24 protein-coding genes and 1 riboswitch are annotated in these 26,971 nt (G+C 56.0%); of the genes, 7 read left to right on the top strand and 17 right to left on the bottom strand.

All coding sequences use genetic code 11. The features are described 5' to 3' along the window. Positions 1–39 precede the first annotated feature (39 nt). Positions 40–1,026, bottom strand: coding sequence for a GTP 3',8-cyclase MoaA (moaA, locus tag ACJ8IN_RS07185; protein WP_016928681.1), 987 nt, complete (start codon positions 1,024–1,026; stop codon positions 40–42). Further along, a riboswitch (molybdenum cofactor riboswitch) is annotated at positions 1,013–1,157 on the bottom strand. It overlaps the preceding gene by 14 nt. A 534-nt stretch (positions 1,158–1,691) precedes the next feature. Here moaA and yvcK point away from each other — a divergent pair. Further along, positions 1,692–2,609 carry a uridine diphosphate-N-acetylglucosamine-binding protein YvcK gene (gene yvcK, locus ACJ8IN_RS07180; protein WP_049195910.1) on the top strand — a complete coding sequence of 306 codons (918 nt, stop codon included), beginning with the start codon at positions 1,692–1,694 and terminating at the stop codon, positions 2,607–2,609. Positions 2,610–2,615: 6 nt separating this feature from the next. On the opposite strand, the gene ACJ8IN_RS07175 is transcribed toward yvcK, so the two are convergent. The 3 genes from ACJ8IN_RS07175 to ACJ8IN_RS07165 all read right to left on the bottom strand — a co-directional run bounded on the left by ACJ8IN_RS07175 (position 2,616) and on the right by ACJ8IN_RS07165 (position 5,959). Then, complete coding sequence (locus ACJ8IN_RS07175) at positions 2,616–2,882, bottom strand: VF530 family DNA-binding protein (RefSeq protein WP_004939783.1); 267 nt, start codon at positions 2,880–2,882, stop codon at positions 2,616–2,618. 100 nt (positions 2,883–2,982) lie between these two features. After that, positions 2,983–4,995: an excinuclease ABC subunit UvrB gene (gene uvrB / locus ACJ8IN_RS07170; protein ID WP_033647115.1), complete on the bottom strand. Its 2,013-nt coding sequence runs from the start codon at positions 4,993–4,995 to the stop codon at positions 2,983–2,985. Positions 4,996–5,779: 784 nt separating this feature from the next. Next, positions 5,780–5,959: a hypothetical protein gene (locus tag ACJ8IN_RS07165; protein ID WP_130042688.1), complete on the bottom strand. Its 180-nt coding sequence runs from the start codon at positions 5,957–5,959 to the stop codon at positions 5,780–5,782. Between the two features lie 144 nt (positions 5,960–6,103). Between ACJ8IN_RS07165 and ACJ8IN_RS07160 the strand changes: the two genes are divergently transcribed. Next, entirely contained in the window at positions 6,104–6,814 is a 711-nt protein-coding gene (locus ACJ8IN_RS07160; RefSeq protein WP_041033958.1) for an ATP-binding cassette domain-containing protein, read from the top strand. A 129-nt stretch (positions 6,815–6,943) separates the two neighbouring features. Then, entirely contained in the window at positions 6,944–8,578 is a 1,635-nt protein-coding gene (locus ACJ8IN_RS07155) for a hypothetical protein (RefSeq protein ID WP_308325526.1), read from the top strand. Positions 8,579–8,643: 65 nt separating this feature from the next. Here the strand turns inward: ACJ8IN_RS07155 and bioD are convergent, their stop codons facing one another. From bioD to bioB, 4 genes are read right to left on the bottom strand one after another with little or no spacing between them, the layout of a single operon-like run. After that, on the bottom strand, positions 8,644–9,324 hold the full coding sequence (bioD, locus tag ACJ8IN_RS07150) for a dethiobiotin synthase (protein WP_060421227.1): 681 nt from the start codon (positions 9,322–9,324) through the stop codon (positions 8,644–8,646). After that, positions 9,317–10,084: a malonyl-ACP O-methyltransferase BioC gene (gene bioC / locus ACJ8IN_RS07145; RefSeq protein ID WP_033647122.1), complete on the bottom strand. Its 768-nt coding sequence runs from the start codon at positions 10,082–10,084 to the stop codon at positions 9,317–9,319. Before bioC ends, bioD begins: the two co-directional genes overlap by 8 nt. Further along, the gene (gene bioF, locus ACJ8IN_RS07140; protein ID WP_060421224.1) at positions 10,068–11,219 is read right to left on the bottom strand and encodes an 8-amino-7-oxononanoate synthase; all 1,152 of its coding nucleotides are present in this window, start codon (positions 11,217–11,219) and stop codon (positions 10,068–10,070) included. Before bioF ends, bioC begins: the two co-directional genes overlap by 17 nt. Continuing rightward, a complete protein-coding gene (gene bioB / locus ACJ8IN_RS07135) occupies positions 11,219–12,256 on the bottom strand; it encodes a biotin synthase BioB (RefSeq protein WP_033653544.1) in 1,038 nt (345 codons plus the stop codon). The genes bioF and bioB overlap by 1 nt, the downstream gene beginning before the upstream one ends. A gap of 88 nt (positions 12,257–12,344) precedes the next feature. On the opposite strand from bioB, the gene bioA reads away from it, so the two are divergent. Next, a complete protein-coding gene (gene bioA / locus ACJ8IN_RS07130) occupies positions 12,345–13,619 on the top strand; it encodes an adenosylmethionine--8-amino-7-oxononanoate transaminase (protein WP_060421221.1) in 1,275 nt (424 codons plus the stop codon). A gap of 4 nt (positions 13,620–13,623) precedes the next feature. Here the strand turns inward: bioA and ACJ8IN_RS07125 are convergent, their stop codons facing one another. Beyond that, positions 13,624–14,025, bottom strand: a complete 402-nt coding sequence (locus tag ACJ8IN_RS07125; RefSeq protein WP_047568831.1) for a YkvA family protein — start codon at positions 14,023–14,025, stop codon at positions 13,624–13,626. Between the two features lie 156 nt (positions 14,026–14,181). On the opposite strand from ACJ8IN_RS07125, the gene ACJ8IN_RS07120 reads away from it, so the two are divergent. Then, positions 14,182–14,664, top strand: a complete 483-nt coding sequence (locus tag ACJ8IN_RS07120) for a kinase inhibitor (RefSeq protein WP_033637497.1) — start codon at positions 14,182–14,184, stop codon at positions 14,662–14,664. A gap of 67 nt (positions 14,665–14,731) precedes the next feature. Here the strand turns inward: ACJ8IN_RS07120 and pgl are convergent, their stop codons facing one another. Beyond that, a complete protein-coding gene (gene pgl, locus ACJ8IN_RS07115; protein WP_033637496.1) occupies positions 14,732–15,727 on the bottom strand; it encodes a 6-phosphogluconolactonase in 996 nt (331 codons plus the stop codon). A gap of 314 nt (positions 15,728–16,041) precedes the next feature. Here pgl and ACJ8IN_RS07110 point away from each other — a divergent pair, with 314 nt between their 5' ends. Both ACJ8IN_RS07110 and ACJ8IN_RS07105 read left to right on the top strand, forming a co-directional pair. Next, on the top strand, positions 16,042–17,133 hold the full coding sequence (locus tag ACJ8IN_RS07110) for a tyrosine-type recombinase/integrase (RefSeq protein ID WP_197825062.1): 1,092 nt from the start codon (positions 16,042–16,044) through the stop codon (positions 17,131–17,133). Further along, positions 17,133–17,372, top strand: a complete 240-nt coding sequence (locus ACJ8IN_RS07105) for a hypothetical protein (RefSeq protein ID WP_442519491.1) — start codon at positions 17,133–17,135, stop codon at positions 17,370–17,372. Before ACJ8IN_RS07110 ends, ACJ8IN_RS07105 begins: the two co-directional genes overlap by 1 nt. 12 nt (positions 17,373–17,384) lie before the next feature. Here the strand turns inward: ACJ8IN_RS07105 and ACJ8IN_RS07100 are convergent, their stop codons facing one another. From ACJ8IN_RS07100 to ACJ8IN_RS07070, 7 genes are all read right to left on the bottom strand, one after another. Beyond that, positions 17,385–18,281: a hypothetical protein gene (locus tag ACJ8IN_RS07100; RefSeq protein ID WP_442519490.1), complete on the bottom strand. Its 897-nt coding sequence runs from the start codon at positions 18,279–18,281 to the stop codon at positions 17,385–17,387. A 1-nt stretch (position 18,282) separates the two neighbouring features. Beyond that, positions 18,283–20,580, bottom strand: a complete 2,298-nt coding sequence (locus tag ACJ8IN_RS07095) for a hypothetical protein (RefSeq protein WP_144337681.1) — start codon at positions 20,578–20,580, stop codon at positions 18,283–18,285. 64 nt (positions 20,581–20,644) lie between these two features. Continuing rightward, positions 20,645–23,713, bottom strand: coding sequence for a host specificity factor TipJ family phage tail protein (locus ACJ8IN_RS07090; RefSeq protein ID WP_440483513.1), 3,069 nt, complete (start codon positions 23,711–23,713; stop codon positions 20,645–20,647). After that, the gene (locus tag ACJ8IN_RS07085; RefSeq protein WP_060706310.1) at positions 23,710–24,090 is read right to left on the bottom strand and encodes a hypothetical protein; all 381 of its coding nucleotides are present in this window, start codon (positions 24,088–24,090) and stop codon (positions 23,710–23,712) included. The genes ACJ8IN_RS07090 and ACJ8IN_RS07085 overlap by 4 nt, the downstream gene beginning before the upstream one ends. A gap of 10 nt (positions 24,091–24,100) precedes the next feature. Continuing rightward, positions 24,101–24,583 (bottom strand): DUF1833 family protein, encoded by a 483-nt coding sequence (locus ACJ8IN_RS07080; RefSeq protein WP_072270286.1) that lies wholly within the window; start codon positions 24,581–24,583, stop codon positions 24,101–24,103. Then, a complete protein-coding gene (locus tag ACJ8IN_RS07075) occupies positions 24,580–25,050 on the bottom strand; it encodes a hypothetical protein (RefSeq protein WP_071883785.1) in 471 nt (156 codons plus the stop codon). The genes ACJ8IN_RS07080 and ACJ8IN_RS07075 overlap by 4 nt, the downstream gene beginning before the upstream one ends. Then, the coding region (locus ACJ8IN_RS07070) for a phage tail tape measure protein (protein WP_442519489.1) at positions 25,050–26,971 on the bottom strand (1,922 nt) is incomplete at its 5' end. The genes ACJ8IN_RS07070 and ACJ8IN_RS07075, both read right to left, overlap by 1 nt.

Below are 26,971 nucleotides of genomic sequence, written 5' to 3'. Positions count from 1 at the left end.
CACGCAGCCAACAACGCTGCGGCTTGAAATATGTGGGTATCAGCCGCCGATAAACGACAGGTTCTGGGTGATCCCGCTGTTGCCCTGATGCAGGAAATGGGTCTGCTTCTTGCTCAGCAGCCCGCTCTGGATGCGCGCCTTCAGCGCGTCAAGCTGGCCGTCGTCCGCCAGCAGATCGCGCAGGGGCACTCCCTGCTCGCCGAACAGGCACAGGTGCAGATTGCCGATGGAAGAGACGCGCAGCCGGTTACAGCTGGCGCAAAAGTCTTTTTCATACGGCATGATAAGCCCCACCTCGCCCTGGTAGTCCGGGTGGCTGAACACCTGCGCCGGGCCGTCGCTGCGGCCGCGTGCCTGGCGCTGCCAGCCCTGCTGCTCCAACTGCAGGCGAATCACTTCGCCGGAAACGTGGTGTTTGCGAAACAGCTCGCCGCCCTCGCCGGTTTCCATCAGTTCGATAAAGCGCAGCTGGATCGGCCGGTCCTTGATCCAGGCGAGAAAGGCGCCGAGCTGCTGGTGGTTAACGTCGCGCATCAGCACCGCGTTGACCTTGACCTTGCTGAAACCGGCGCTGAAGGCGGCGTCGATGCCGTCCATCACCTGGCGGAACTTGTCCTGACCGGTGATGGCGTGAAACTGGCGGGGATCCAGGCTGTCGATGCTGACGTTGATCGCCGTCAGACCGGCGTCACGCCAGGCGGCGACGTCGCGCGCCAGACGGTAGCCGTTGGTGGTGACCGCCAGGGTACGGATGGCCGGGTTTTCCCGCACGGCGGCGATGATCTCGGTAAAATCGCGGCGCAGCGAAGGCTCGCCGCCGGTCAGGCGCACCTTTTCGGTGCCCAGTTCGGCGAACGCGCGGCTGACGCGGCGGATTTCATCCAGCGACAGGAAGCTTTTCGGGCTGCCGCTCGGCTTGTAGCCGTCGGGCAGACAATAGGTGCAACGAAAGTTGCACACGTCGGTGATCGACAAGCGCAGGTAATAGAACTTGCGCTCATAAGCATCAATGAGTTGCGGCACCATAACACCTTTCCAAAGTCGGGAGATGCGAGCGTTTCCCCTCTGCACCCTGGTGGCTGACTTCGCCACGGCCCAGGCGCCATATCGTTCCGGATGAACAACGTAGGCGCAGGGGCTAGGAGTTTGATTTCTCTTCCCGCTACCTTGAGTAGCCGGAACGAAACCGTGGTTTTCAGCAGAATTCTAGCGCTAATCGGCAACGATAGCCAACGCGTAAATTCGCTATATAATTGTCTATACAGCGTTTTTAGACGCCGCGTATTCTGGTAAACCATGATAAACATCACTTGCGCGGACGAATTGACCGGAATCACGCAAATGACACTCTTTATGCCCTAAATAATTGGAGTTGCCTCCCGACGGCAAGAGCGGGACAAATCGGTCGGGAACCGATTTGAACAGCGCTTGCGCTGGCCCGAAGGGGGGGCCTCAGGACGAGGCCCATCAGTCCCCAGGAGCTTACTTAGGTAAGTGACTGGGGTGACAAATCTGCCGGGAGCAGATTTGAACGCTGCTTGCAGCGGCCCTGAAGGGGCGTGGCCCATGGACGGGCCACGTAACTAAATGCAGCCAACACAGAGGCAACTTCAAGGATGACGGGTATATCGCGTTTTTATGCCGGATCCGTTACCTTATGCGGGCAGTTCAGCCCCTTTGTAAGGAAATTTATGCGTAATCGTACCCTGGCCGATCTCGACCGCGTGGTGGCGTTAGGCGGCGGACACGGCCTGGGCCGTGTGATGTCGGCCCTGTCGTCCTTAGGCTCCCGCCTGACCGGCATCGTCACCACCACCGACAACGGCGGTTCCACCGGCCGCATCCGCCGTTCGGAAGGCGGCATTGCCTGGGGCGATACCCGTAACTGTCTCAACCAGCTGATCACCGAACCGAGCGTCGCCTCGGCGATGTTCGAATACCGCTTCAGCGGCAACGGCGAACTGGCCGGCCACAACCTCGGCAACCTGATGCTGAAAGCGCTAGATCACCTGAGCGTGCGCCCTCTGGAAGCGATCAACCTGGTGCGCAGCCTGCTGAAGGTGGACGCGGCGCTGATCCCGATGTCGGAACAGCCGGTGGATTTGATGGCGCACGATCACGAAGGCAATCACGTTTACGGTGAAGTGAATGTCGATCAGCTGGCCCATATGCCGCAGGAGCTGATGCTGTCGCCGCCGGTCAGCGCCACGCGCGAAGCGCTGGACGCCATCGCGCAGGCCGACATGATCCTGATCGGGCCGGGCAGTTTCCTCACCAGCCTGATGCCGCTGCTGCTGCTGGACGATCTCACCCAGGCGCTGCGCCGCAGCAGCGCCAGCATGATCTATATCGGCAACCTCGGCCGCGAGCTGAGCGTGGCCGCCGCGGCGCTGTCGCTACAGGATAAGCTGACGCTGATGGAAGAGAAGATTGGCCGCCGGATGATCGATGCGCTGATCGTCGGCCCGGCGGTAGACGCCAGTGAAGTGCAGGATCGGGTGGTGATTCAACAGCCGCTGGAAGCGAGCGACATCCCCTACAGACACGATCGCCAACTGCTGCGCCAGGCGCTGGATCGGGCGCTGGTGGCGCTGGCCGCCCGCCGCTGACCGAATTTAACCGTCTCGCCCGCGCAGCCAGGGATTATCGCTGGCTGGGGCGGGATGGCTGACCATATCGATATACAGATCTTCCACCTCTTTGCGCGCCCAGGGCGTGCGACGCAAAAACTTCAGGCTGGACTTGATGCTCGGATCGCTGCGGAAGCAGTTGATGCGAATGCGTGCGCCCAGCTCGGACCAACCGTAGTGATCCACCAGCTTATTCAGCAGTTGCTCCAGCGTCACGCCGTGCAGCGGGTCTTTGGACTGGTGTTGGCTCATGTTCGGTACTCTTCGTGGTCAAATCGGGCCGCACACCTTAACAGCTTTGACGCGGCCGACAAGGAATTTCGACGCCCGCTGCGCGGGCGCCATCCAACGGTCAGGAAATCGCAATAAACTGCTCGCGCAGCTGGTGGATCTGGTCGCGCAGCGCAGCCGCCTGCTCGAACTCCAGGTTTTGCGCGTGGGTGTACATCTGCGCTTCCAGATCGCGGATTTTCTGATCCAGCGCTTTCGGCGTAAGGTTCTGCAGCGAAGCGCCGCCGTCCGCCGCCTTGCCCTTGCCTTTGCTCTTGGCGCGGTTGACCGGCTGGCCGATCTGCAGAATGTCGCCGATCTTCTTGTTCAGCCCCTGCGGCACGATGCCGTTGGCTTCGTTGTAGGCCTGCTGCTTGGCGCGGCGCCGCTCGGTTTCACCGATCGCCTTGGCCATCGAATCGGTGATGCGATCGCCATACAGGATCGCCTTGCCGTTCAGGTTACGCGCCGCGCGGCCGATGGTTTGGATCAGCGAACGCTCGGAACGCAGGAAACCTTCCTTGTCGGCGTCCAGAATCGCCACCAGCGACACCTCAGGCATGTCGAGCCCCTCACGCAGCAGGTTGATGCCCACCAGCACGTCGAACTCGCCCAGACGCAGGTCACGGATGATTTCGACCCGTTCCACGGTATCGATGTCCGAGTGCAGGTAGCGCACGCGCTCGCCATGCTCTTCCAGGTATTCGGTCAGGTCTTCCGCCATGCGTTTGGTCAGGGTGGTCACCAGCACGCGCTCGTTGATCGCCGCGCGCTTGCGGATCTCGGAGAGCAGATCGTCCACCTGGGTGGCGACCGGCCGCACCTCCACGATCGGATCCAGCAGCCCGGTCGGCCGCACCACCTGATCGATCAGATCGCCGCCGGATTTCTCCAGCTCGTATTTGCCCGGCGTCGCGGAGACATAGATGGTCTGCGGCGCCAGCGCCTCGAACTCCTCGAAGCGCAGCGGGCGGTTGTCCAGCGCCGACGGCAGGCGGAAGCCGTACTCCACCAGCGTTTCCTTGCGCGCGCGGTCGCCCTTGAACATCGCGCCGATCTGCGGAATGGTGACGTGGGATTCGTCGACCACCAGCAGGCCGTCCGCCGGCAGGTAGTCGAACAGCGTCGGCGGCGGCTCGCCCTCGGCGCGCCCGGACAGGTAGCGCGAGTAGTTTTCGATGCCCGAGCAGTAGCCCAGCTCGTTCATCATCTCCAGATCGAACTGGGTGCGCTGCGTCAGGCGCTGCTCTTCCAGCAGCTTGTTGTTGGCCAGCAGCACCTTGCGGCGGTCCGCCAGATCGACCTTGATCTCTTCCATCGCCTGCATGATCCGCTCGCGCGGCGTCACGTAGTGCGATTTCGGGTAGATGGTAAAGCGCGGCACCACCTGCTCGATCTGCCCGGTCAGCGGATCGAACAGCGACAGCCGCTCCACTTCTTCGTCGAACAGCTCGACGCGCAGCGCCAGCTCGTCCGACTCCGCCGGGTAAATGTCGATCACCTCGCCGCGCACGCGGAAGGTAGCGCGCTGGAAGGCCTGATCGTTGCGGGAATATTGCAGCTCCGCCAGCCGGCGCAAAATGGATCGCTGATCGATGATCATCCCCTGGGTCAGGTGCAGCATCATCTTCAGGTAAAGATCCGGATCGCCCAGGCCGTAGATCGCCGACACCGACGCTACCACCACCACGTCGCGCCGCTCCAGCAGCGCCTTGGTGGCGGAAAGGCGCATCTGCTCGATGTGCTCGTTCACCGAAGCGTCTTTTTCAATGAAGGTGTCGGAGCTGGGCACATAGGCTTCCGGCTGGTAGTAGTCGTAGTAGGAGACGAAGTATTCCACCGCATTCTCCGGGAAAAACTCTTTCATTTCGCCGTACAGCTGCGCCGCCAGCGTCTTGTTCGGCGCCAGCACCATGGTCGGCCGATTCAGATCGGCTATCACGTTGGCGATGGTGAATGTCTTGCCCGAACCGGTGACCCCCAGCAGCGTCTGGTGCGCCAGGCCGTCTTCCAGCCCCTCTTCCAGCTTGCGGATGGCTTCCGGCTGATCGCCGGCCGGTTTGAACTCTGAATGCAGTTTGAAAAGTTTACTCATTGCTCGGCTACCCTGTGGAGATGCGCGCGCTCAGGCGGCCAGCCGGCTCTGCGCCGGGCATGGCCCCTAATTATGGAAAGTGTCGGCGATTTGCGCCAGTGCCCATGATACTGGATATAAAACCAGCTTCAAGCGGATTCGTCGCTGCGCCCGATGCCGCGGCAACGCCGTTGCACCGTGGCGTTACAGTCCGGTGACATTTTTATTGTCAATAACAGATTTATCCCCAGAACTTGCCGCGAATTAACTTATTGATAGCACCGCGTCGAAAAATCATACATAGAGACCTGATCAATACCCTCGCGTCTTGATTTTAATTAAATTATTGATAATTAATTACTTTAATAAAAAGACGAGAATGCGGGCAAAGCGAACAGAACCCGCGTCCGCTCTCGCTTTACAGCGTTTTTCTAAATCTAATACACAAGGTTATCCACAGGAATAGTGGATAACTCTCACCGCCCCGCCCGGGGCGGGAGTTACAGAAAGAAAGCTTTTCGCCCTTTACACTGGCCAAAATGCCTTTTTTAGTTATTTTTTCATAAAAATATCGCTTTGTTTATGCCGATTAATACTAAAAATCCCCATTGCCAAAATCGCATTGGCTCCTTTCACGCGGATCGCTCTTGACGGCGGCGCAATGCCTTGCACCATGCCCACACCGAACAGCACCACAAGAGTGCAAAAAACGTCCGGGTTAACTTGCCCGCGTATTTTCAGGCCGTCACGGCAGCGCGCGTCAGGCCTGACGTGCGGTTAACAAGGCGATAACAATCCCCCGTTTTCACCCGGCGGCAAAAATTGGCCTGGGAGTTGCTTTATCTTCCTGCGTATAAATGCGGTGCGGCAGCATGATGCGCTGCCGGCCGCGAAGCTTCACCGCCGCGGCGTTATCGCCCGTAAAAACGCAAGAACGACACCAAGTCGTCACAAGCGTCGTTTTTAACGACATATTGACTGTCATTCCGTCCACCGCAGACCTGGCTCTGGCTCCTCGGACGGACGGCATTTTGTTCCAGACATTGCCACACTCGGGAAATTCGCCGCTCATGCGGCCTTTGCAGCCCCCGCCAACGAGTGAAACGAGCGTCTATGAGGAGAATGCCAAATGCTGAGCCTGAGATCGGTCAATCAATTTTACGGGCAGAACCACACCCTGTGGGACATCAACCTGGAGCTGCCGCGCGGCCAGTGCACCGTGCTGCTCGGGCGCAACGGCGTGGGCAAGACCACGCTGGTCAACTGCATCATGGGGCATGTGCCGGTGGTGAGCGGCAGCATGACCTGGCAGCCGGCGGATCAGCCGCCGCAAAATCTGCTGCTGCAGCCGATGGAGCGCCGCGCCGCGCTGGGCATCAGCCACGTGCCCCAGGGGCGGCAGCTCTTCTCGCAGTTGAGCGTGGAGGAGAATCTACAGGTGGCGCAAATGGCCGGGCGCGGCGCCCCTCGCCGCATTCCGCCGCTGATCTACAGCCTGTTTCCCCATTTGCGCCAGATGCGCGCGCGCCGCGCCGGCGATCTGTGCGTGGGCGCTCAGCGCCAGCTGGCGATCGGTCGGGCGCTGGCCCAGGAACCGGCTCTGCTGATCCTCGACGAACCGACGGCGGGTGTCCCCCCCTCGATCGCGGCCGACATCGGCAACGTGATCCGCCGGCTCAACCGCGAACTGGGCATGACCATTTTACTGGTGGAGCATCAGCTGCCGTTCGTGCGCCGGGTGGCGGATCGCTTCTGCCTGTTGGACAGCGGGCGCACGGTGGCGCACGGTGCGCTGGCGCAGCTGGATGAGGCGCTGATCGGCGCCGGGTTGGCGGAGTGAAAGCCCGGTTTGCCGCCTATGCCGATGTTGTATCAGCCACGGCAGGTCTGCGCCCAATAGGCAACGGCCTGCCGTCTTCCCATACTCGATATGCATTATACCAACACCACAATATCGAGGGATTTAGGCATGGCAGACAACAACGCGGCATTTATTCAATACGCGGATTTGCGCAATAGAAACTGGAGCCTGCAGGAACGGCTCAATGTCGAAGGGATTTATGTCAGCTCACGTGATGAACTGGTCAGCGCGCAAGATTTCATCATCAACACGTTAAAACGCCCGACGATCGTCAGATTCGCTGCGCCTTTTGCCACCTGGACCGCACCTAAAACCGACATCAACGTCGGCTTCGTTTATCTCGACGGCAACGGCGTCAGCATCACTACCGAGATCCCTAACGGCACGGAAAGCGACCATAACTATTTCCTGCGCTGCTATACCAGCAGCGGCGCGTTGGATAACAACGTTCCTATTCGCCCAGCGCCTATCATGAAAGATTTCACCGTCAAAGGCATTGGTGCCAAGATTAACAAAGGCAAGGATGAAACCCCGATCGAATACAACTATATCGATGGTATCCGTTTCCATTCGCCTGAAGGGCCGCTGGGCAACTTCTCGGTCAATAACGTCTATATTTCGGGTTTCTACTACGGCCTGTACTACGGCACCAATGCCTATATCGCCCACCATTACGCCTGTGAAGTCATCCGCTGTTTTGAAAGCCTACATATGCCCTCAACGAGCAGCGGAGCGCAAAACTTCGGCGAAGGCATCAACTTTTTCGGCGGCACCCTCGGCAATTCCCAGGGGCTGGCCGTACGCAACGCTAACCCCAACGGCGCCTTCCGTCTATTCGGCACGTCGCTCGACTACGCCGGTTCGATAGCTTACGTCCAGGCCGGTAGCGTTGAACTGCATGGCTGCCATATGGAATTCAACAACGGCAATAGCCCGCTCACGGATATCCCCTTTCGCTGCAGCGCCAATCAAAATGCATCGCTGTTGATTCACGGCGGCGAAATCATCGTCGCCGGCAGCCGACTGGCGCAGGAGTCGCTGTTTTACGCCGAGGCCGGCAGTAGCGGGATTATCGTCGACAACGTGAAATTCTATGGCGTAAGAACCGCGAGCGGCCGCTATTTCAGCGGCACCGGCGACTTTGTCATCGCCCATAGCCGCCTGGATGGCGGCGGTGGCGGCGCCGGGATCCAGACGCTGGTCGGCACCGTGAATAACAAGCTCAAAGACGGCGATTTCACCTTTTCCACCAAGCCGTTCGGCTGGGAGGTGACCGGCGGCACGATCGACGATCCCTTTACCTCAGATGCGGTGACTATCGGCATCGAAACCGGCGCGGGCATCGACGGCGGTAACGCCCTGAAAGTAACCAAGTTGGGCAACGCCAATACCAACGCCGGGGTGAGAGTAAGCGTGCCCGTCGCGCAATATGAACAGCTGGGCGCCTGCTTTACCCTGAAAACGGTCAACGGCGGTACCGGAAATCTGTTTGCAACGCTACAGTTTGCCTGTATTCAAGAGCATGCGGACAACGGCATCTCGATCGTCGCCAAAGCCGCGCCGGCAGCCTGGGATGCCGTCATGAAAGCCGATGCTTACACCGAATACACCGAATATCGTTTCAACGCCAATCGGCGGAAGGTCCCGGTCTGGGCGACCCATGTCATCCTGACGTTCAACCTGTTTGCCCTGGCGAAAAATGGCGTGCTTTATCTCGATAACTCCTGCATTACCGCCATGTAAAAGCCAACGCCGGGTCATAAGATCCGGCGTGCGATATCATCAGCCAGAGAGACGGCAAAGATTTCTTACTGTGCCAACAGGCTGATATCCAGATACTGCCCCAGCGGCGCCCGCTCAGCCTGCGGCAGGTGCGGGATTTCGCCCAGCAGCGGCGCCGGCAGCATGCGGCGCAGCGTGGCCAGGTATTCCTGATGCCGCCGCCCCGGCGGCGCCACGTCGTTGGCGATCCAACCGGCCAGCGTCAGCCCGGCCTGCTGCACCGCCTGCGCCGTCAGCACCGCGTGGTTGATGCAGCCCAGTTTGATGCCCACCAGCAGGATCACCGGCAGTTGCTCCTGCTGCACCCAGTCGGCGAAGGTGTACTCCGCCGACAGCGGGGTAAACCACCCGCCCGCGCCCTCGACCAGCACCCAGTCGGCGCGCTGTTCCAGCCGGCGCAGGCCGTCGGACAGCCGCGCCGCGTCGATCGGCCGGCCTTCATCGGCGCTGACGATATGCGGCGAGGTGGGTTCGGCAAAAACGTAAGGGTTCACTTCATCGTAGCTGAGCGCCACGCCGCTGTTGGCCTGCAGCGCCAGCGCGTCGCCGTTGCGCAGCCCTTCGGCGGTCATCTCGCTGCCGGAAGCCACCGGCTTATACCCGGCGCTGCGGTAGCCCGCCCGGTTGGCGGCCTGCAGCAAGGCGCTGCTGGCGACGGTTTTCCCCACTTCGGTGTCGGTGCCGGTTACGAACCAACGTTTAATCACGATAAATCACTCCATAAGCCAGATGATAGCTGAGCGGGAACTGCCCCCGCCGGCACGGGTAAGCCGCCTGCAGCGCGGCGAGACGGCCGCGCGACATCAGGCCGCCCTCGCGACCCTGATGCAGATGCGTGGCCCCGATGCCCTTGAGCGAACGCATCAGCGTCATCACGTCCGGATAGTTCAGGGTGCGCAACTCCGTGACCAGCTCGTGTCGATAGCCAGCACAGGCGGCGCGGATCTGCGCCAGCGGCAGAAAGGCGTTCACGTGGCGCTCGCCGTCCACCTGTTGCCAGGCATCCCCCAGTTCCTGCAGCGATCCCGCCGCCAGCGTGGAAAACAGGATCGCGCCGCCGGGGCGGGTCACGCGGTACAGCTCCGCCAACGCGGCGGGCAGATCGCTGCACCACTGCACCACCAGGCTGCTGAAACAGATGTCCATCGCCGCATCGGGCAACGGCACCTGTTCGATATCGCCCAGCAAATAATGGTGCGCCGCCTGCCGTTGACGGGCGACATCCAGCATGCCCGGCGCCAGATCGAGCGCGGTCACCTGCTTGCCGCGCTCGCGCCACAGGCGGCTGAAATAGCCGGTGCCGCAGCCGGCATCCAGCAGTCGTTCGCCCGGATGGGCACTCCCCATCCCCAGTAAGCGCTCGCCAACGTCACGCTGCAGCGCGGCGGCGGCGTCGTAGCTGCCGGCGGCGCGGCTGAAGGCCGAAGCGACCGCCTGTTTGTTCACCCAGTCATTGGCTGACGTCATGCAATACCTCCAGCAGGCGATCGATATCCTGCGGCTGATGCGCCGCCGTCAGGGTGATGCGCAGCCGCGCGCCGCCCGGCGGCACCGTCGGTGGGCGGATGGCGCTCACCCACAGCCCGTGCTCGCGCAGGCGGGCCGCCAGATCGAGCGCGCGCTGATTGTCCCCCACCAGCAGCGGCTGGATGGCGGTGTCGGAGTCCGTCAGGGTCAGCGCCAGCGGCGCGGCGCCCTGGCGGAAACGGCGGATGTTGTCCCGCAGCCGGGCACGCAGTTCATCGCCCTCTCGAATGCAGGCCAGCGCCGCCTGCAGCGCGCAGGCCTGCGCCGGCGGCATCGCGGTGCTGTAGATCAGATGGCGGGCGAACTGCAGCAGATACTCGGCGGTCGCCTCATCGCACAGCACCGCCGCGCCGCTGACGCCGAACGCCTTGCCGAAGGTCGCCACCAGCAGTTCAGGGCGCACGCCCTGCTGCCAGCAGCTGCCGCGGCCTTGCTCGCCGCGCACGCCGACGCCGTGGGCATCGTCCACCATCAGCCAGGCGCCCGCCGCGCGGGTTAGGCGATGCAGTTCCGCCAACGGTGCGCCGTCGCCGTCCATGCTGAACACCCCTTCAGTCACCGCCAGCCTCTGCCCGTCGCAGGGTTTGGCCAACAGATCCGCCAGCGCCTGCGGCTGATTGTGCTGGAAGCGGCGCAGCTCGGCCGGCGATTGCGCCGCCGCCTCCAGCAGCGAGGCGTGGCTGAGGCGATCGGCCAAAATGCGATCGCCCTTTTGCATCAACGCCGCCAGCACCGCCTGGTTGGCGGCGTAACCGGAGATGAACAGCAGCGCGCGCGGATAGCCGAGCCACGCCGCCAGTTGCTCCTCCAGCGCCTGATGCGCCGCGCTAAAGCCGGTGACGTGGCCCGAACCGCCGCTGCCGACGCCGTAGCGCTGCGCGCCCTGCTGCCAGGCGGCGATCACCCGCGCGTCCTGGCTCAGCCCCAGGTAGTCGTTGCCGGAGAAATTCAGGTAGAGACGATCGCCGAGCCGAATCTGGCGGCCATTGCCGCCCTCGGTGGTCTGTCGCCGACGGTAGGCGGCGTTGAGGCGCCGCTCTGCCAGCGCCTGCTCAATGCGTTGTTGCCAGCTCATCACAGCGCCGCGTTGTAAAACTCGGCGGTATCGGCGGTCAGCAGTTGCTTAGCCAGCGCCTGCTGTTGCTGGTTGTCGCCGTGTTCGGTGGCGGTCTGCTGCGGGTTCAGTCCCAGCTTGCGGAACAGCTGCAGGTCTTTGTCTTCTTCCGGGTTCGGCGTGGTCAGCAGCTTGCAGCCGTAGAAGATCGAGTTGGCGCCGGCCATAAAGCACATCGCCTGCGTCTGTTCGTTCATCTGTTCACGGCCGGCGGAAAGGCGGACATAAGAAGACGGCATCATGATGCGCGCCACCGCGATGGTGCGGATGAAATCGAACGGATCGACGTCGTCGTTATCCGCCAGCGGCGTGCCTTTCACCTTCACCAACATGTTGATCGGCACGCTCTCCGGCGGCTTCGGCAGATTGGCCAGCTGCACCAGCAGCCCGGCGCGGTCACGCACCGTTTCACCCAGCCCGACGATGCCGCCGGAGCACACTTTGATGCCGGCGTCGCGCACTTTGTCGAGCGTATCCAGGCGTTCCTGGTAGCTGCGGGTGGTGATGATGCTGCCGTAGAACTCCGGCGAGGTGTCGAGGTTATGGTTGTAGTAATCCAGCCCGGCCTCCGCCAGCCGTTCAGCCTGAGTGCCATCCAGCGTGCCCAGGGTCATGCAGGTTTCCATGCCCATCGCTTTCACGCCCTGCACCATCTGCTGCAGATAAGGCATATCGCGCTCGTGCGGGTTCTTCCACGCCGCGCCCATGCAAAAACGGGTCGAGCCGTTCGCCTTGGCCTTGCGCGCCGATTCCAGCACCTGCTCGACCTGCATCAGCCGCTCCGCCTCCAGGCCGGTCTTGTAGCGCGAACTCTGCGGGCAGTATTTGCAGTCTTCCGGGCAAGCGCCGGTTTTGATCGACAGCAGCGTGCTGACCTGCACCTGACGCGGGTCAAAGTGCTGACGGTGTACGGTTTGCGCTTCGAACAGCAGTTCAAGCAGCGGTTTATCAAACAGGGCCTGGGCTTGCCCTACTGTCCAGTGAATGCGATCGGCCATCATGGCGTCTCCAAAACGAAAAAGTGTCGCCAGTTTAAATATTGTGGATATACTGTCAACCAATCTTAATTCAATTTGGTTTACAAGTATGTCTGTCACCGCTTCCGACCTGGCGTTTGACCAACGTCATATCTGGCACCCCTACACCTCCATGAGCCGCCCGTTACCCTGTTACCCGATCGAGTCGGCCAGCGGCGTCGAGCTGCAGCTGGCCGACGGCCGGCGTCTGGTAGACGGCATGTCCTCCTGGTGGGCGGCGATCCACGGTTACAACCATCCTCGCCTGAATCAGGCCGCCAGCCAGCAGCTGGAGAAGATGTCGCACGTGATGTTCGGCGGTATTACCCATCCGTCCGCCATCTCGCTGTGCCGTCGGCTGGTGGAGATGACGCCGGAAGCGCTGCAGTGCGTGTTCCTGGCGGATTCCGGTTCGGTGGCGGTGGAAGTGTCGCTGAAGATGGCGCTGCAGTATTGGCAGGCGCGCGGCGAGCGGCGGCAGCGCATCCTGACGCTGCGCCACGGCTATCACGGCGATACCTTCGGCGCGATGTCGGTCTGCGATCCTGACAACTCGATGCACAGCCTCTATCAGGGCTATCTGGCGCCGCACCTGTTCGCCACCGCGCCGCAGTGCCGCTTCGACGAGGAATGGCGCGAAGAGGACATCGCGCCGTTCGCCGCGCTGCTGGAGCAGCACGCAGGTGAAGTGGCGGCGGTGATCCTGGAACCGGTGGTGCAAGGCGCCGGCGGCATGCGCATCTACCACCCAAGCTACCTCAAGCGGGTGCGCGAGCTGTGCGATCGTCATCAGGTGCTGCTGATCGCCGACGAGATCGCCACCGGCTTCGGCCGCACCGGCAAGCTGTTCGCCTGCGAGCACGCGGAGGTGGTGCCGGACATTCTCTGCCTGGGCAAGGCGCTGACCGGCGGCTACATGACGCTGTCCGCCACCCTGACCACCCGCCACGTGGCGGAGACCATCAGCAACGGCGCGGCCGGCTGCTTTATGCACGGCCCTACCTTTATGGGCAACCCGCTGGCCTGCGCGGTGGCGGACGCCAGCCTGGCGCTGCTGGCGGAAAATCGCTGGCAGGCGCAGGTGAGCGCCATCGAAGCCCAGCTGAAGCAGGAGCTGCTGCCGCTCGCGGCGCTGCCGAAGGTGGCGGACGTGCGGGTGCTGGGCGCGATTGGGGTGGTGGAGATGCGTGAACCGGTGGACGTCGCCGAGCTGCAGCGCGGGTTCGTCGAACGCGGGGTGTGGATCCGGCCGTTCGGCAAGCTGATTTACCTGATGCCGCCTTACATCATCGAAGCGGAACAGCTCAGCCGCCTGACCGCCGCCGTGGCCGCCGCCGCGCGTTAATGGCTTACCAATGCTGGTCCAGATAGCGGGCCAGCAATCCCAGACACAGCAGCCAGAGTAAAATGATCATCACCGCCGCCATGCGGCCGGTGGGGTTATCGACGCGCTTTTGCGCCTTCTCGCGCAGCTCGGCCATCAGCGGCTTGGGGATCAGGCGCACCGCCAGCATGATGCCCAACGGTATGATAATCACGTCGTCCAGATAGCCCAGCACCGGAATGAAGTCCGGGATCAGATCGATCGGCGAGATCGCATAGCCGGCCACCAGCAGCGCGATCAGTTTGGCGTACCACGGGGTGCGCTTATCACGGGCGGCCAGCCACAGCGCGTAAATATCGCGCTTGATGCCTTTGGCCCAACGGCGCAGCCAGCCGAACCACGGCGTGCGTTTTTTCAGTGAGATCATGGTGGCGTTGTTTGGCTATCCGGCGGTCTGTAGGAAGGAAGATGCGGCCATGGTAACCGATCCGCGCCGCCGTTGGCGAATGGCAATCCCGCTTGTATTGTCACGACGAAACGATCTAGCTTAAGGGTTCGCGTTTACCGACAACTGGGAGTCACTATGGCTTTTCGTTTGTACAGCAACGATCTGCAGGACGGCGGCAAACTGCCGCAGCAGCAGGTTTTCAACGGCATGGGCTATCACGGCGATAACCTGTCGCCCCACCTGGCCTGGGACGGCGTGCCGGCCGGCACCAAAAGCTTCGTGATCGCCGTTTACGATCCCGATGCCCCGACCGGCTCCGGCTGGTGGCACTGGATCGTGGCCAACATTCCCGCCGACGTGCGCGAGCTGCCGCAGGGCGCGGGCTCCGGCAAAGCCCCGCTGCCCGCCGGCGCGCTGCAGACCCGCACCGACTTCGGCTCAGCCGGCTACGGCGGCGCGGCGCCGCCGAGTGGCGAAAGCCACCGCTACCAGTTCACCGTGCATGCGCTGGACGTGGAGCGCATCGAGGTGGATGAGGGTTCCAGCGGCGCGCTGGTGGGCTTTAACGTCCATTTCCACAGCCTCGGCAGCGCCACGCTGACGGTGACGTTCAACTGATCCCCCGCCAATAAAAAAGCGCGATTCCACCGAATCGCGCTTTTTCCATACTCGTCTGACCGCCGAATTACTTCGCCAGCACGCTCACCCACATCGGGCCTTTGCCCACCGGATAACGCGCCAGCGTGGTCAGCTTACCGCTGGCCTGGTCAATTTCATGCACCGCGATGTGATCGGATTTCTGGCCGGACGAAATCACGAAGCGGCCGCTGTGATCGATGTTGAAACCGCGCGGCTGCGCTTCGGTCGGATGATAGCCGACCACGCTCAGCGTGCCGCCGTCTGCGGAAACGCTGAAGATGGTCAGAATGCTGGCGGTGCGGTCGCTGGTGTACAGGAAGCGGCCGTTCGGCGTGATATGGATGTCCGCCGCCCAGCGGGTGCCGTCGAAGTCGGCCGGCATGATGTCCAGCGTCTGCGTCACGGTGTATTTGCCGCCGTTTTCCGAGATGGCCAGCACGTCCACCGTGCCGTCCAGCTCATTGACGCAGTAGGCGAACTTGTCGTTGTGGTGGAACGCCATATGACGCGGGCCGGCGCCGGCGGCGGTCGCCACCGCTTCCTGCGCGTGCGGCGTCAGCTGGCCCGCCAGGCTCAGGTTGAACAGGCGGATGCGGTCTTCTTTCAGGCAAGGCACCAGCACCAGCTGGTTGGTCGGATCGATGTTCGCCGAGTGCGGCGCGGTCAGGCCGTCGATCTGCTGAATAGGCGCCGTCACCACGCCGTCGTGGCCGATCGGGCTGATGCTGGCGCAGTTGCCGCTGTAGGAGGCGGAGAACAGGTAACGCCCCTGCAAATCGGTGGAGATATGGGTCGGGCTGCCCGGCAGCGGCGCCATGCCGGCCTGCTGCAGCGTGCCGTCCGCCTCGATGCGGTAGCTGACGATGCCGAACGCCGGACGCACGCCGACGTACAGGTGGGTCTTGTCCGGATGAAGGGTCATCGGCTGCACCTGGCCCGGCACGTCAACGGTTTGCAGCAGCGCCAGCGCGCCGGCGTCATCCAACTGCCAAACGTGGATCTGCTGGCTCTCCGGGCTGGCGACATAAACGATTTGCTTCATGTGTTCTCCTTGCAAAGGGTAAAAGAGGAACCGGTTTCAGGCCGTTCGATTGCCCCTAGCTTACCGCACATCCGTCGCATGGCAACCCCGCTTAGCACCGGAAGCTCACGCGGTTTTCTCCGTTGGCTATCCGGTGTACCATCGGAAACATAACTGTATGTAATTACAGTTATTTCATATAAAAACCAATAACATCAAAGCATAACACCCTAATAAAATTGCATTATTTTAATGCATTCTAATCAGCTTTAATGTATTTTCCGCTCATCAGCACCCCTAACAGCACCCCTCAAATCGTACCGAATGGTTTAACTATGGCCTATTACAGCATCGAAAAAAGAACCAAAGCAGATGGCACTGTGCGGTATCGCTGCACTGTTGGAGTCCGTGAAAAAGGCCTCTATCTTTTCCGTGAGAATAGAACGTTTGGCAAACAGGCTCTGGCGAAGACATGGGGCATTAACCGGGTTGCTGAGTTGGAAAAAAACGGCATCCCAAACTCTAATGACACCGACCGGATAACTGTGGCCGAGCTCATACAAAAATATCTTGATGATCAAGAAACAGGCGGGAAGGCGGGAAAAGATAAATCCTCAACTCTGCGCATGTTGCTGACCGCTGAGTTTAGCTTCTTAGCGCTATCAAAGCTGCAGGCCAATGACATCATTGATCACTGCAGACGAAGGGTTGCTAACGGCGCCAGTCCATCAACCGTCTCTCATGACTTGAGTTATCTTGGCACGGTATTGAAAGCCGCAAAACCTATATACGGCATCAGTTACACCGCTAATCCGATCGATGAAGCAAAACCACTTCTGGCTAAGATGCGCCTAATCTCGAAATCGAATAGGCGAACTAGACGCCCTGACGAAAACGAGATAGACGTCATCGTTGCTGCCTTGCAAGAGCGACAAAACCATCCCCGATCCAGGATTCCGTTTGTCGATATTTTCAATTTTTCTATTCTTTCGTGCATGCGAGTCGGTGAGGTTTGCCGCATAGAATGGAGTGATATTGATTATGCTCAGAAATCAGTTCTTGTAAGGGATAGAAAGGATCCGAGGAAAAAAGCAGGAAACCACATGAGTGTTCCGCTTCTGGGTGAGGCGTGGGAGATAGTCATGCGTCAAGAGAGGGTTTCAAAATACATTTTCCCTTATAACTCTAAGTCTATCTCAGCGGCATTCATAAAGGTGAGAGAGAAGATAGGGATAGATGACTTGCACTATCACGATCTTAAGCGGGAGGGGGCAAGTAGGTTGTTTGAAGCTGGCTTTAGTATCGAAGAGGTTGCCCAGGTAACCGGGCATAAAAACTTGAATACACTGTGGCAAGTTTACACTGAGCTGTACCCTAAATCGCTTCATGAAAAATTTGATCTACTTCGGAAATCAAAGGAGAAATGATGGGAAGCATCACCCTCGCAGGCCGGCAGATCTTCATTCTCAATGAAAACGACAGATACCCAGAACCGCAGCAAAATAGCCCTCCGATGTTCGCGATACGAGAAGATGAGGAGCGCCAGCACTGGCTTTATGTTTGGCATAAAGGGCGCTGGCCGCTCGTATCAGAAACGCCATTCGAAACAGATGGCAAAGCCGTTGATGCGGCGCTAGCATTCGACTTTGCCACGCTGTACAAATAGTTACGGAACGCGTTACGCGATGCGCGACAAAATCAGCGCATCTGCAGATTGAGCAGAACTCAGGATTGTAAAATCTCGGAACGAACCATCGCAGTTTTGCATCACAGAACCTGTAAACGCCGGGTTTCCGATGATTACAGGCGTAGCGGAACGCATCGCATACAGCGCGCCGGTTGTCGCCGTTGCCGATGTCCCAATGCGGCCGTTGTCGAACGGCGTCACAACGCCAGCGCTGACATCAAAAAATGCGGCAGACGGCTGATAATCGATGTACGGAGTTTTGAATGCGCTGACTGCGCCCCCAGGAACATTTGGACTAGTGAATGCACTATCTCGCGTTCCATAGCGATATGCTTCATCTTGGGTCGGCGTCTTCTGGATTCGACAATAGGCCATCGGCAAGTTACCAATCACCGCACCCAACGTGAGGCCAACCGCATCCGTTGGATCAGTGTCTTTACCCACACAACTGACAACGTATGAATTTCCGATCTGCACTGTGATGTTACTCGCAGACTGTAGATAGCCAGCCACAGATGAATTTACTTGCACGCGAACAGAGCCAGTTGCCGAATTCCATTGTGGCAGCCAGCTACCAGCCTGAGTTACGCTGATAAAATCCGGGCCGGAGAGGTTATAAATTTTCTGTACAGAAACACCATCACCAGCCAGCTTTAGGCCAAACCTAGGCGTTAATGAAACGGCGACATTTTCATACATGCCGTTATCGACGAGCAATTTAAAACGAGCCAGGCAGCCGGCTTCGTCGGGAATAATACCGCCATCGGCCAGAACGCGGGCTTTATGAGTATTAAAAAGCGTCGTCGCATTCAGAATAAGCCCACTCAGATCAATCGGTGACCAGCGGCTAGTGTTGAATGCTACGCCGGTATTAATGCCTGTTGCCATGTTAAAACTCCCCAGTTAATGGAATGCGATCGAGGGTTGCCCAATTATATAAAGGGACAGGTACCCCATTTTTTGTTACGTAACGAGATACCCACGGCGATGAATCGTGCACGCAAACAAGCGGGTAAATATTTCCGTTATTTGCCGGGGTGGTGTTTGTGAACCCGATTAGCAAGTGGTCTGTGGCCGCTGGCGCCTGGTCGAGTGTTAGACGGACAGTATCACCGCCGACAACTGCTACCGACACTACCGACGCGCTCCCAGCTTCCAGGGAGTACCCTTTCCCAGCGCAGTCGCCAAGGAAGTCGGTGTCGATAACCAGCGGCGGGAACGGCACGTAATACTTAACGTCAATCACGTTGCCGTTGACAGCGATACTCTGCACCCGTGTTCCCTTCCATGTTCCCTTTTTAGCAGGGTCATAAAGATGCCAATAAACTACTTTTTCAATAGCTTCGCCCTGCAACACTTTGCCATATTGGTTCAAGTGAGAAAGGGAACCATCATTGTATAGCCAGTTGAGCCAGTATTTCGTGCCACACATAATAGAGTTGCTATGCTGACGCACATATGTGAGTTGATCTGTTGCGGTAACTGAATACGGCTGCACCACGATCGGATCGCCAATGGGGTTACCCTCGTCATCAACATCGTTGGCTTTTGTATTAATGCGGCTGCCAACCTGGTCAATCACGATAATCGGGCCGGTTGTAGCGCCGGTGATGCCGTTGAAGTCAGTAAGGCAGTCATTAAAATACGGGCCAAGCAATGACAGATAACTACCCGGTGTTGGGCAATTTCCGTTATCGTTATCTGTTTCTCCGTGTTCGAAAAGGATGAAATCATTGCGTAGAGGCTTACCGATTGACAGTGACAGCTCAGTAATGCGTGACAACATCGCCAGGCTTTTCGTGTAGGCGAACGTCCCTTTTGAAATCCCAGATAGCGACTGGCCGCCAGCGTTGCAAGGCGCATTAATAATCGTCGGCAGATTCATGCCTGCATCACGCATTTCGTACATCAGACCGTTTGCGAGTGGGATGTTATGCCCCTGCCGGTCGATGTTGTAGCCCATGTCCGTGATACGGTCTAAATCGGTCTGGCTAACTGGTGCGCTGTTGCCGTCAGCGCGGCCTGACGGAGACAAACAGCGCCCGCGTAGCAATGGGTCAGCGCCGACAACGCGAATATTTTGGCCTGGCTTGTCAAATGCTGCACCGAGGCTTTGCCCCAAACAGATGTAGCAAAGAATGTATGCCGCGGTTACTGGAATTTCACGAATGCTTGGGATGAACAGCAAACCTGAACCATTGGTGCCGTCTTCCTTTTCATACGTGAATAGTGCTGCGCTTTCTGATATTGGTCTGGCACTAGTAGCATAGTAATCATCCCATACCTTTGTACCTTTCCAGTACAAAGCAGGTTTGCCATTTACCATCTCAATAGTTGCACTTGTTTTTCCTATCGCATCTTGCAAGGGGCCATCAACCCCAGGAATAAACCATTCCCCCTTTCTGTTAATTCGCCCAAAGCCAGCCTTCCCGGTTTCATCTGTAAACACATGTGCGGTATCGCGATATTTTACAGCCTGTCCGCGAGGTATTAACTGGATGACGTGCGCTTGTAATGATTCGCTTAATCCGGCAAAGTGCGCGGCATTATCAGCATCGAAATACTGCAATGCTTTTTTTCCGGTGATGTCTGTTATTACATGGGTCAATCCTTTGTAATACGCGCCGGCAGCCCGAGGAATTAACTGATTAACATAATCTTGAATTGCGGCCTGCAAACCAGCAAACCACGCCCCGCGATCCCTGTCTATTGCTAATGCACCATCAGTAACGTTACCTACATAAAATGGGAATTTTTCACTACCTTTTAGCGTGTAATACATTCGTAAAAGATTGAATTCATCAACACCTGACATTGCACTCTCGGCAACATCGTTAACCTTTTTAACAAAGTCAGTGCTTGGATAACTTTTCCCTGTTTTTGTTGGCACACCAGCAACGTTCTGCCATACATCAGCAATGTTATTTATGTCGTCAGACCAGACAAAATAAAATGCTCCAACTGGAATTTCACCAGATGCAATAGCAGAATTAGCCTCGTCCTCCGTCCACGGATGACCCAGTGGGGCAATGTTTTTTAGTGCTCCTGCCCACGTATATCGCACTACCCCTTTTCTATCAACCCATGTATCTACCTGTTCATTCAACGCTTTATCAAAATTCTGAGCATTATCGAATAGATCGCGAGGATCGGTTGAGCCCAACGGGTTTCCGGTGTTGTAAGTCATCTTGGCCTCATAAATGAAAAAACCCGCCGTAGCGGGTTTGTCAATATGGAATATATTACTGAACTTAGCCTGGGTACATAGCGTCGTCGTATTGATAAATCAATGGGCTATACTGCAGTGAATTAATTTTACACGTACCATCAGAGCCCGGTTCTATTGAGTCCATTATTGAATCGTACCCAACCCTAGAAGAAGAACAGAATACAATCCTTGGTGGTTCGACAGATGAGTCATCCATTATCCATTCATCAATACGAACATCTACCGTGTTGCTCAGTGATAGGGTGTAATCATCAATATGAGTTGGAACCAGCAATGGCGATGCCGAACCATCTTGAAACCGGATTAAGCATCGTGGATTTTCAAATGACCAGTCCAGGGGTTCACTAACATGAATCATTACCGTGTTAGCATCATGCTGTTCATCTACCACAAGGCAACTAATCGTTTTGCTTCCCGGAATATCATCGGTAAGAACGATGCGATCACCGTAGTTATAGCAAAGAGCATCCATTTCTGTGCTGGTTGTATGCGTAAGCCGCTGATATCGATATTTCATTAGCCTGCGCATGCCTATACGGTAAGCCCTATCTGGATCCTTCACTCCATCAAGCGTGTAGTCCTCAACCTTCTGAGGTGTTTGGTTGTCGCTGAAACGGCATTGAACCGTTTCCTCAGCCCACGTAGTGGCGTTAATGTAGGTAACATCGACACCATCATAGTCATCTTGCGACAGCGCCTTGAAAGCAGTCTGAAGTTCCTCTGTTTGTTCCTGTGGGCTGATTACGCCGGACCAGTTTTTTATCCCCTCCCTGCCGGCAGACGCCAGCCCATCGCTCAGTAAAAAGTAACCCATACCTGCATTGGCGATCCGTTGCAGTACTTCCAAGCCAGAAGTGTTATCACTGCCTGCTGACCAGTCAAAGGTTTCTCCTCGTGGCGTCCAGTAATTATCCTCCAGTGCATTGATAGTGGCGAAATCTATCTGGCTATCGGCATAGCCAAGGTCTTTCAATACGTGGTAAAACGCACCGCTGATGCTTCTCGACGCATGCCCATCATAGAGCCTGGTTGCGACAAGATTAACGCGGCGGTCAGACTGAGCGGCCAAACGGTTTCCGGTTCGAATAGTTAGCGCGATCGTCGTCACATTAGGGTAACTGGTCTTGCGAGCAGAAAGTTTAGCGCGCATTGCTTGCCATTGTACGGAGTCTCGAGTAGTACCACCCCATACTGGCGTATCTCGCTTAATCCGTACTTCATAATTTCCGGGAGCAGGAAAAGTGATAACCTCGGTGTAACCAACCTCATTAACCGTGTTATTTCCATGCTTTATTTGTACGCTGGTCCAGTCATCAGAACCTGACAAACGATATTGAACGGTCATCGCTACGTCATGCCAATGAATCGCTCCGTCTTTACTTCCCACATCGCACAACCCCTGTGGATAGACGAAATTTAGCTCTATTTGAGTCGTTGTCTCATTTTCTGGACAGCAAAGGAAAGGCCCCATCCAGTCATAGGAATCACTCAATCCAGTGACTGTAAAATCCAACAACGTGCGCCCGGTAAACCCAGGCCAAGAGGGATCTACCGTTGTTGAGCCATCTGAACCTTCAATTAGTCTCTCAACGCTGATGGTTTGCCCATCAATGTTAGTTATACGATAGCGATATCCTCGTAGGCCAAAGGCTATACGTTGGGATCCGTTTGGAAGTCCAATGAATGGATCACCAGTCACGCTTCCCCATGACAAAGCAATGTGCTCCATAACAGCGGGGGTTCCGCCTGTTGATGCCGTACCGGCAACAATAACAGGATCGCTACCAAACAAAACTGAAGGAAGTACGCTGAAACCAATACTGTTTCCACTGAATGGGCTTTCCTTTTCCCTGATCACTACCTTCGTATCTATTCCTACAACTTCGAGCCCTGAACCAGATAATTGATCATCTATCTCATCTGTGAGACCTGACATAGTTACGTAGTTAGCTGTCAAAGAAATGACATAGTTCACACCAGCCCATGTCAATGTAAATGAAAGCGGATTAGCGCTGAAGTCGTATGTTGTTGGTGATGCGGATGCGGTGATGCTTGCCGCATTACCACCTACGCCTGGCACTGCTGGGGAGCCTGGATCATAAGCTGAAATGAACAGGTCAATACGAGTTCCATTCCATGTCATGGACACAGGAAGGCCTACTGATGGTTTGAGTTCAGCAAAATCACCATAGATAACGTTACGACCAGCCTCGATAGCTACCGTGAAGGTATCTGGCACTTGGATAGTAAGATCTGTTCCCACAACCCAAGAATCAGGAATCACAGCATCACCAGCATCATCCACGGCGCCAATTACTGTAACGTTGTTGCCAGATATGGTTATTGCATCTGCCGTGATGCTGACCGAGTCAGGTCCTGTCGAAGCAAGGTCAAGTCCAGCGGTGCCTGATGTCGTACCACCAACTTCAGTTGAAGCAAACCAATTTTCTGTTCGGTGGTCAGAAGCGACGCTAGCACCCGGCGGATAAATCGTAAAACTAACATCATCACCAAAACTGCTAACCGGCGTATTGCCTATCTTTATCGTCGTCTGATTTATTGCATGCGTGCCAACGCCAACGCACAGAAACATATCTGTTCTGTAAATTTGTGGATTACTGCTGTCGAACCGACTTACCGGCTGCACCAGATAATCAGGATAAACGCGATCTCTTCCAAGAACTTCACGGATTGGATCGCCAAGTTTTGCTGTGTTGGCTTTTGCTGGCGATAAATCCAGAGAATCCCCGCCGCTGGCTGACCCCATCCCATCCTTGCTCATCTGAGACATCATGATCAGAGAATAAGCGGCAGAAGCTACAGCTACCGCTACTGCAGCCCAGGCAGCAATCTCTAAGCCAGTCCCATACGGAATTGGAAATATGCGCACATCCGTTTCAGCGCTGATATAACACAGTGGCCACTCTTCAGGGGGTATCCCCTTACCGTTAACCTCAACCGAGACAGGATGACGCATTACATTCTGATAACCATCCACGTTATCGACGAACCACTGGTGCAAGGTCATGGCTTTATGTTGATGAGTTTCAAGCGGTTCACCAGGCAGGCGAGAAGGATAAATTCTGATCACTGGTAATACTCCACTTTGATATACCGTCGCTCAAACCGTGCCAGCGGAAGGAAGGTTACGTTCGCTTTAGGATTGCATTCAGCAGCGTGAAGCACGCCGTTGATCATGACCACGATGGCGACGTGAGTAACCAGACTTCCTGAATAACAAACGATCCCCGCGCCCTCGGATGGGTTACATCTGGTCAGTTCTTTCATCAGTTCTTTTGCAGCGCGATCGAGTCCGTGGTTATCCTTTGTTACCCCTGCAAAATCTGGCCAAGCTGGCATATCGATATCGCGCCGGATCTCGTTAACAATGCCAAAGCAATCAAGTTTTGGATAAGTGCGACCGCCCTTCAGCCAAGTGACTGAAAGGTATTTGTCAGGGTCAAACATGGAATTTTCCTTACGAGAGGTAGCGAAGCCCAGGATAGTCTGGAAGAGTAAACCTGCGGCGTGGCCACGCCGTATCAAGAACGTTCATGTAGCCCGCAGTGATCTGAACCTCTATTGATGTCCAGTAGCCAGATTTAATTGTTAACGTAAATGGAGGAGAAGCCGGAGCCGTTAGATCAGTAGATAGGTAATGTCGATATGTAAGCGTGCCGATTTCCTGATTACCAAGAGCGTCGCGGATTGCATTTGAAACTTTTCCATCGATGTTGCATATCGCAAATTTAAGATCTTGCGTACCGTCAGCATTTCGAGCTGGTAACGATAAGTCTATACCGCAAGCCGTAAAGGTTGCCTGTACTCCGCTTTCAAGCGTTGCGGTAATATCATCCCATCCACGCGTTAACCAATATGTGGTTCCACCGACAACGATCTGTAGAGTTTCGATAATGACTTCAGAACCAGACGACGCATAAAGTCGATTTAATACCGTCATGCTTCAGGCCACTCCCGATTAAGAGCAAGATCAATAATATCCTGACCGGCAATAAACTCTGGGAAATTACCCCAACCAGGTGGAACCAATGGGCGTTCCCAAAGTTCTAGCGTTGCACTGAACTGCCAATATTTGCCGCCAACTAACACAGGGCCTTCATAGATATCAACAAAGCGACATACATAGGGCTTTATCCCTATCGGGGTACGCAAAGTCATGTTGAACCATGAGGCACCATCACTGATTGCATCGCGATACCAAGCCTCAAAAGCCTGCCCCTGAACGTCATTCATTAACCAGGATACAGGCGCCTGTGTTGGCGTTGAAGTGTACCGCCGCCTCTGGCGAGCTCTTCCTGATATCATCTGCGTTCTGAGCAACGGGCTGATGGGCTTAAGTCCATACCCATCCTGAAGCGGCAATGGCAGGTATTGATGCGGGTAATCGATATTGGATGTGATACCCATTAACCTGTTCTCCGTTTTGTTTGCCAACCCATGCCGACAGCCTTTCCAACATCACCACGGCCAGTTGCAATTTGGTAAGCGCTTTGCTCTAACGCCTCCTTAACTGCTGCTCTTTGGGTTTCTTTCAGCATCTGCAATGTCCTTGCATCAGGATCTCCATTCACTTGCGTATGAATTTCGATATTTGGTGCAACGCCACCTGTATTTGCATCTCGACTAACACGCTCCAAGGTTGCATCCAGTTTTGCGCTTGTCCCAGCAGTCGTTACCCTCTCGCCCTTTTGAAGCAACCAGGTACCCGTTTCAGGAACAGCATCAATACCATCATGGGCCATACCAGAAAGACCAGCTGCAGAAATTGCGGCCACCATAGGCATCGTTACAGTAGCAGCAGTTGCCATCGCGGCCGGAGCCAATGCCGGGCCGACGATAGGTATAGCTGCCGTAGATGCAAATGCTGCCAGTTGTGCTTGTAACGCTGTAGCTTGAGCATTAGCAACCATTGCTGGAATTGCAGCTGCTTGTGCCGTTTTTCCAACTAATAACTGAACTCCCTGATAAACAATCCATTGCGCCGCCATATCGGCTAGTGTTTTTATTACTGACTGTCCCAGATCTGAAAAAATACCTTTAAAAAAATCACCTAATGATTCTGCACTTGTCGCCAGATCATAAAGATGATTTGAGATTGATTCAGCAGCAGAACCAAGGACAGATGACATTGCATCAGCCGATAGCTGATAGTAATCACTTGACCGTTCGGCGAAATCTACTAACGCATCTGAAATTCCAGCTGACCAATCATCACGTTGTTCATCTGAACGCTTGTAATAATCCTCTTGTATCTCAAGTCGTTCATTTAGCGAATCTTGAAGTACTTTAGTTGCTTTATCATAATATGACTTGTCTATTTGACCAGTCTGATATTGTTTCTGTAGGTCCTGCTGCTGACTAATGAAGTCTTGCTGAATCCCCAGCAGTTCTTTCATTCTGCTGCGGTTTTTTTCACCCATGCCAGCACCTACAAAGTCAGCAGAAAGCTCCTGGCTCGCATTGTCATTTGAAGATTTCAGATTTGCTGCGAATGCAGCTACCTTTAGATTTTCTTCATTGGCTTTTTTCAAAGCTTGCAGTTTATCTAACTCATCAGCTAGTTGAATAAGGCGCTTCTGCTGCTCAGAATTAATACCAACAAGCTTCCCGCTCGCTAGATCAAAGCGTAGCTTTTCGGCTTCGGTAACCTCAGCAGTCTTTTTACCTGTTGTTTCGATAAGCGCTATCTGCCGCATGTAATTTAATTCTGTAGCTTTGAATGCAGACTCAATTTTTTTTGCACCAGGGTCAGATTTAGGCTTACCATTTGTTTCGCCTTTACCGAGCCCAAACTGCTCACTAACTACTGTTGCTAGCCCAGTAGGTAGATTATTACCTACGAATCTCTTTTCATTTAACTTTTGCTGAACTACCAGAAGACCATTAAGTTCTTTTGTTAATGCACCTACAGAATCATCATCACCTAAAATCTTTCCGACCCAAGATTGTCCGTCCCCTTTTAATGGGGACCTATTATTAATCATGTCTTGGAGTTGTTTTATTCTTCCTGTTACTTGATCTAAATTATTTGCGTCAATGTTACCGCCAAGAACAGCAACCCTGTTGTTCTGAAACTTTAGTAACTCTCCTGCTGCCGCAGCTGTCTTGACAAACCAGCCAGCAAGCTGCGCAACATTGCTGACCAAATCAACAAGCCCTTGCTGAATTGCTGGATCTGTTAGAACAGATCTAACCTTGTCAAGAGAGTCCTGTAATGGTGATAAATCAACTTTTGCTAGCCCTGATGCAATTTCAATTTTTAGTCCTTTAACCTGACTTTCCATGTCTTGGAAAATATCATTTACTTTTATAAGGTCATCAATTGATG

The sequence above is a fragment of the Serratia sp. CY31944 genome, assembly GCF_052169175.1.
GTDB lineage: Bacteria > Pseudomonadota > Gammaproteobacteria > Enterobacterales > Enterobacteriaceae > Serratia > Serratia sarumanii.
Note: the sequence above shows the minus strand (reverse complement) of the source record. Positions and strands in the feature narration are given on the sequence as shown.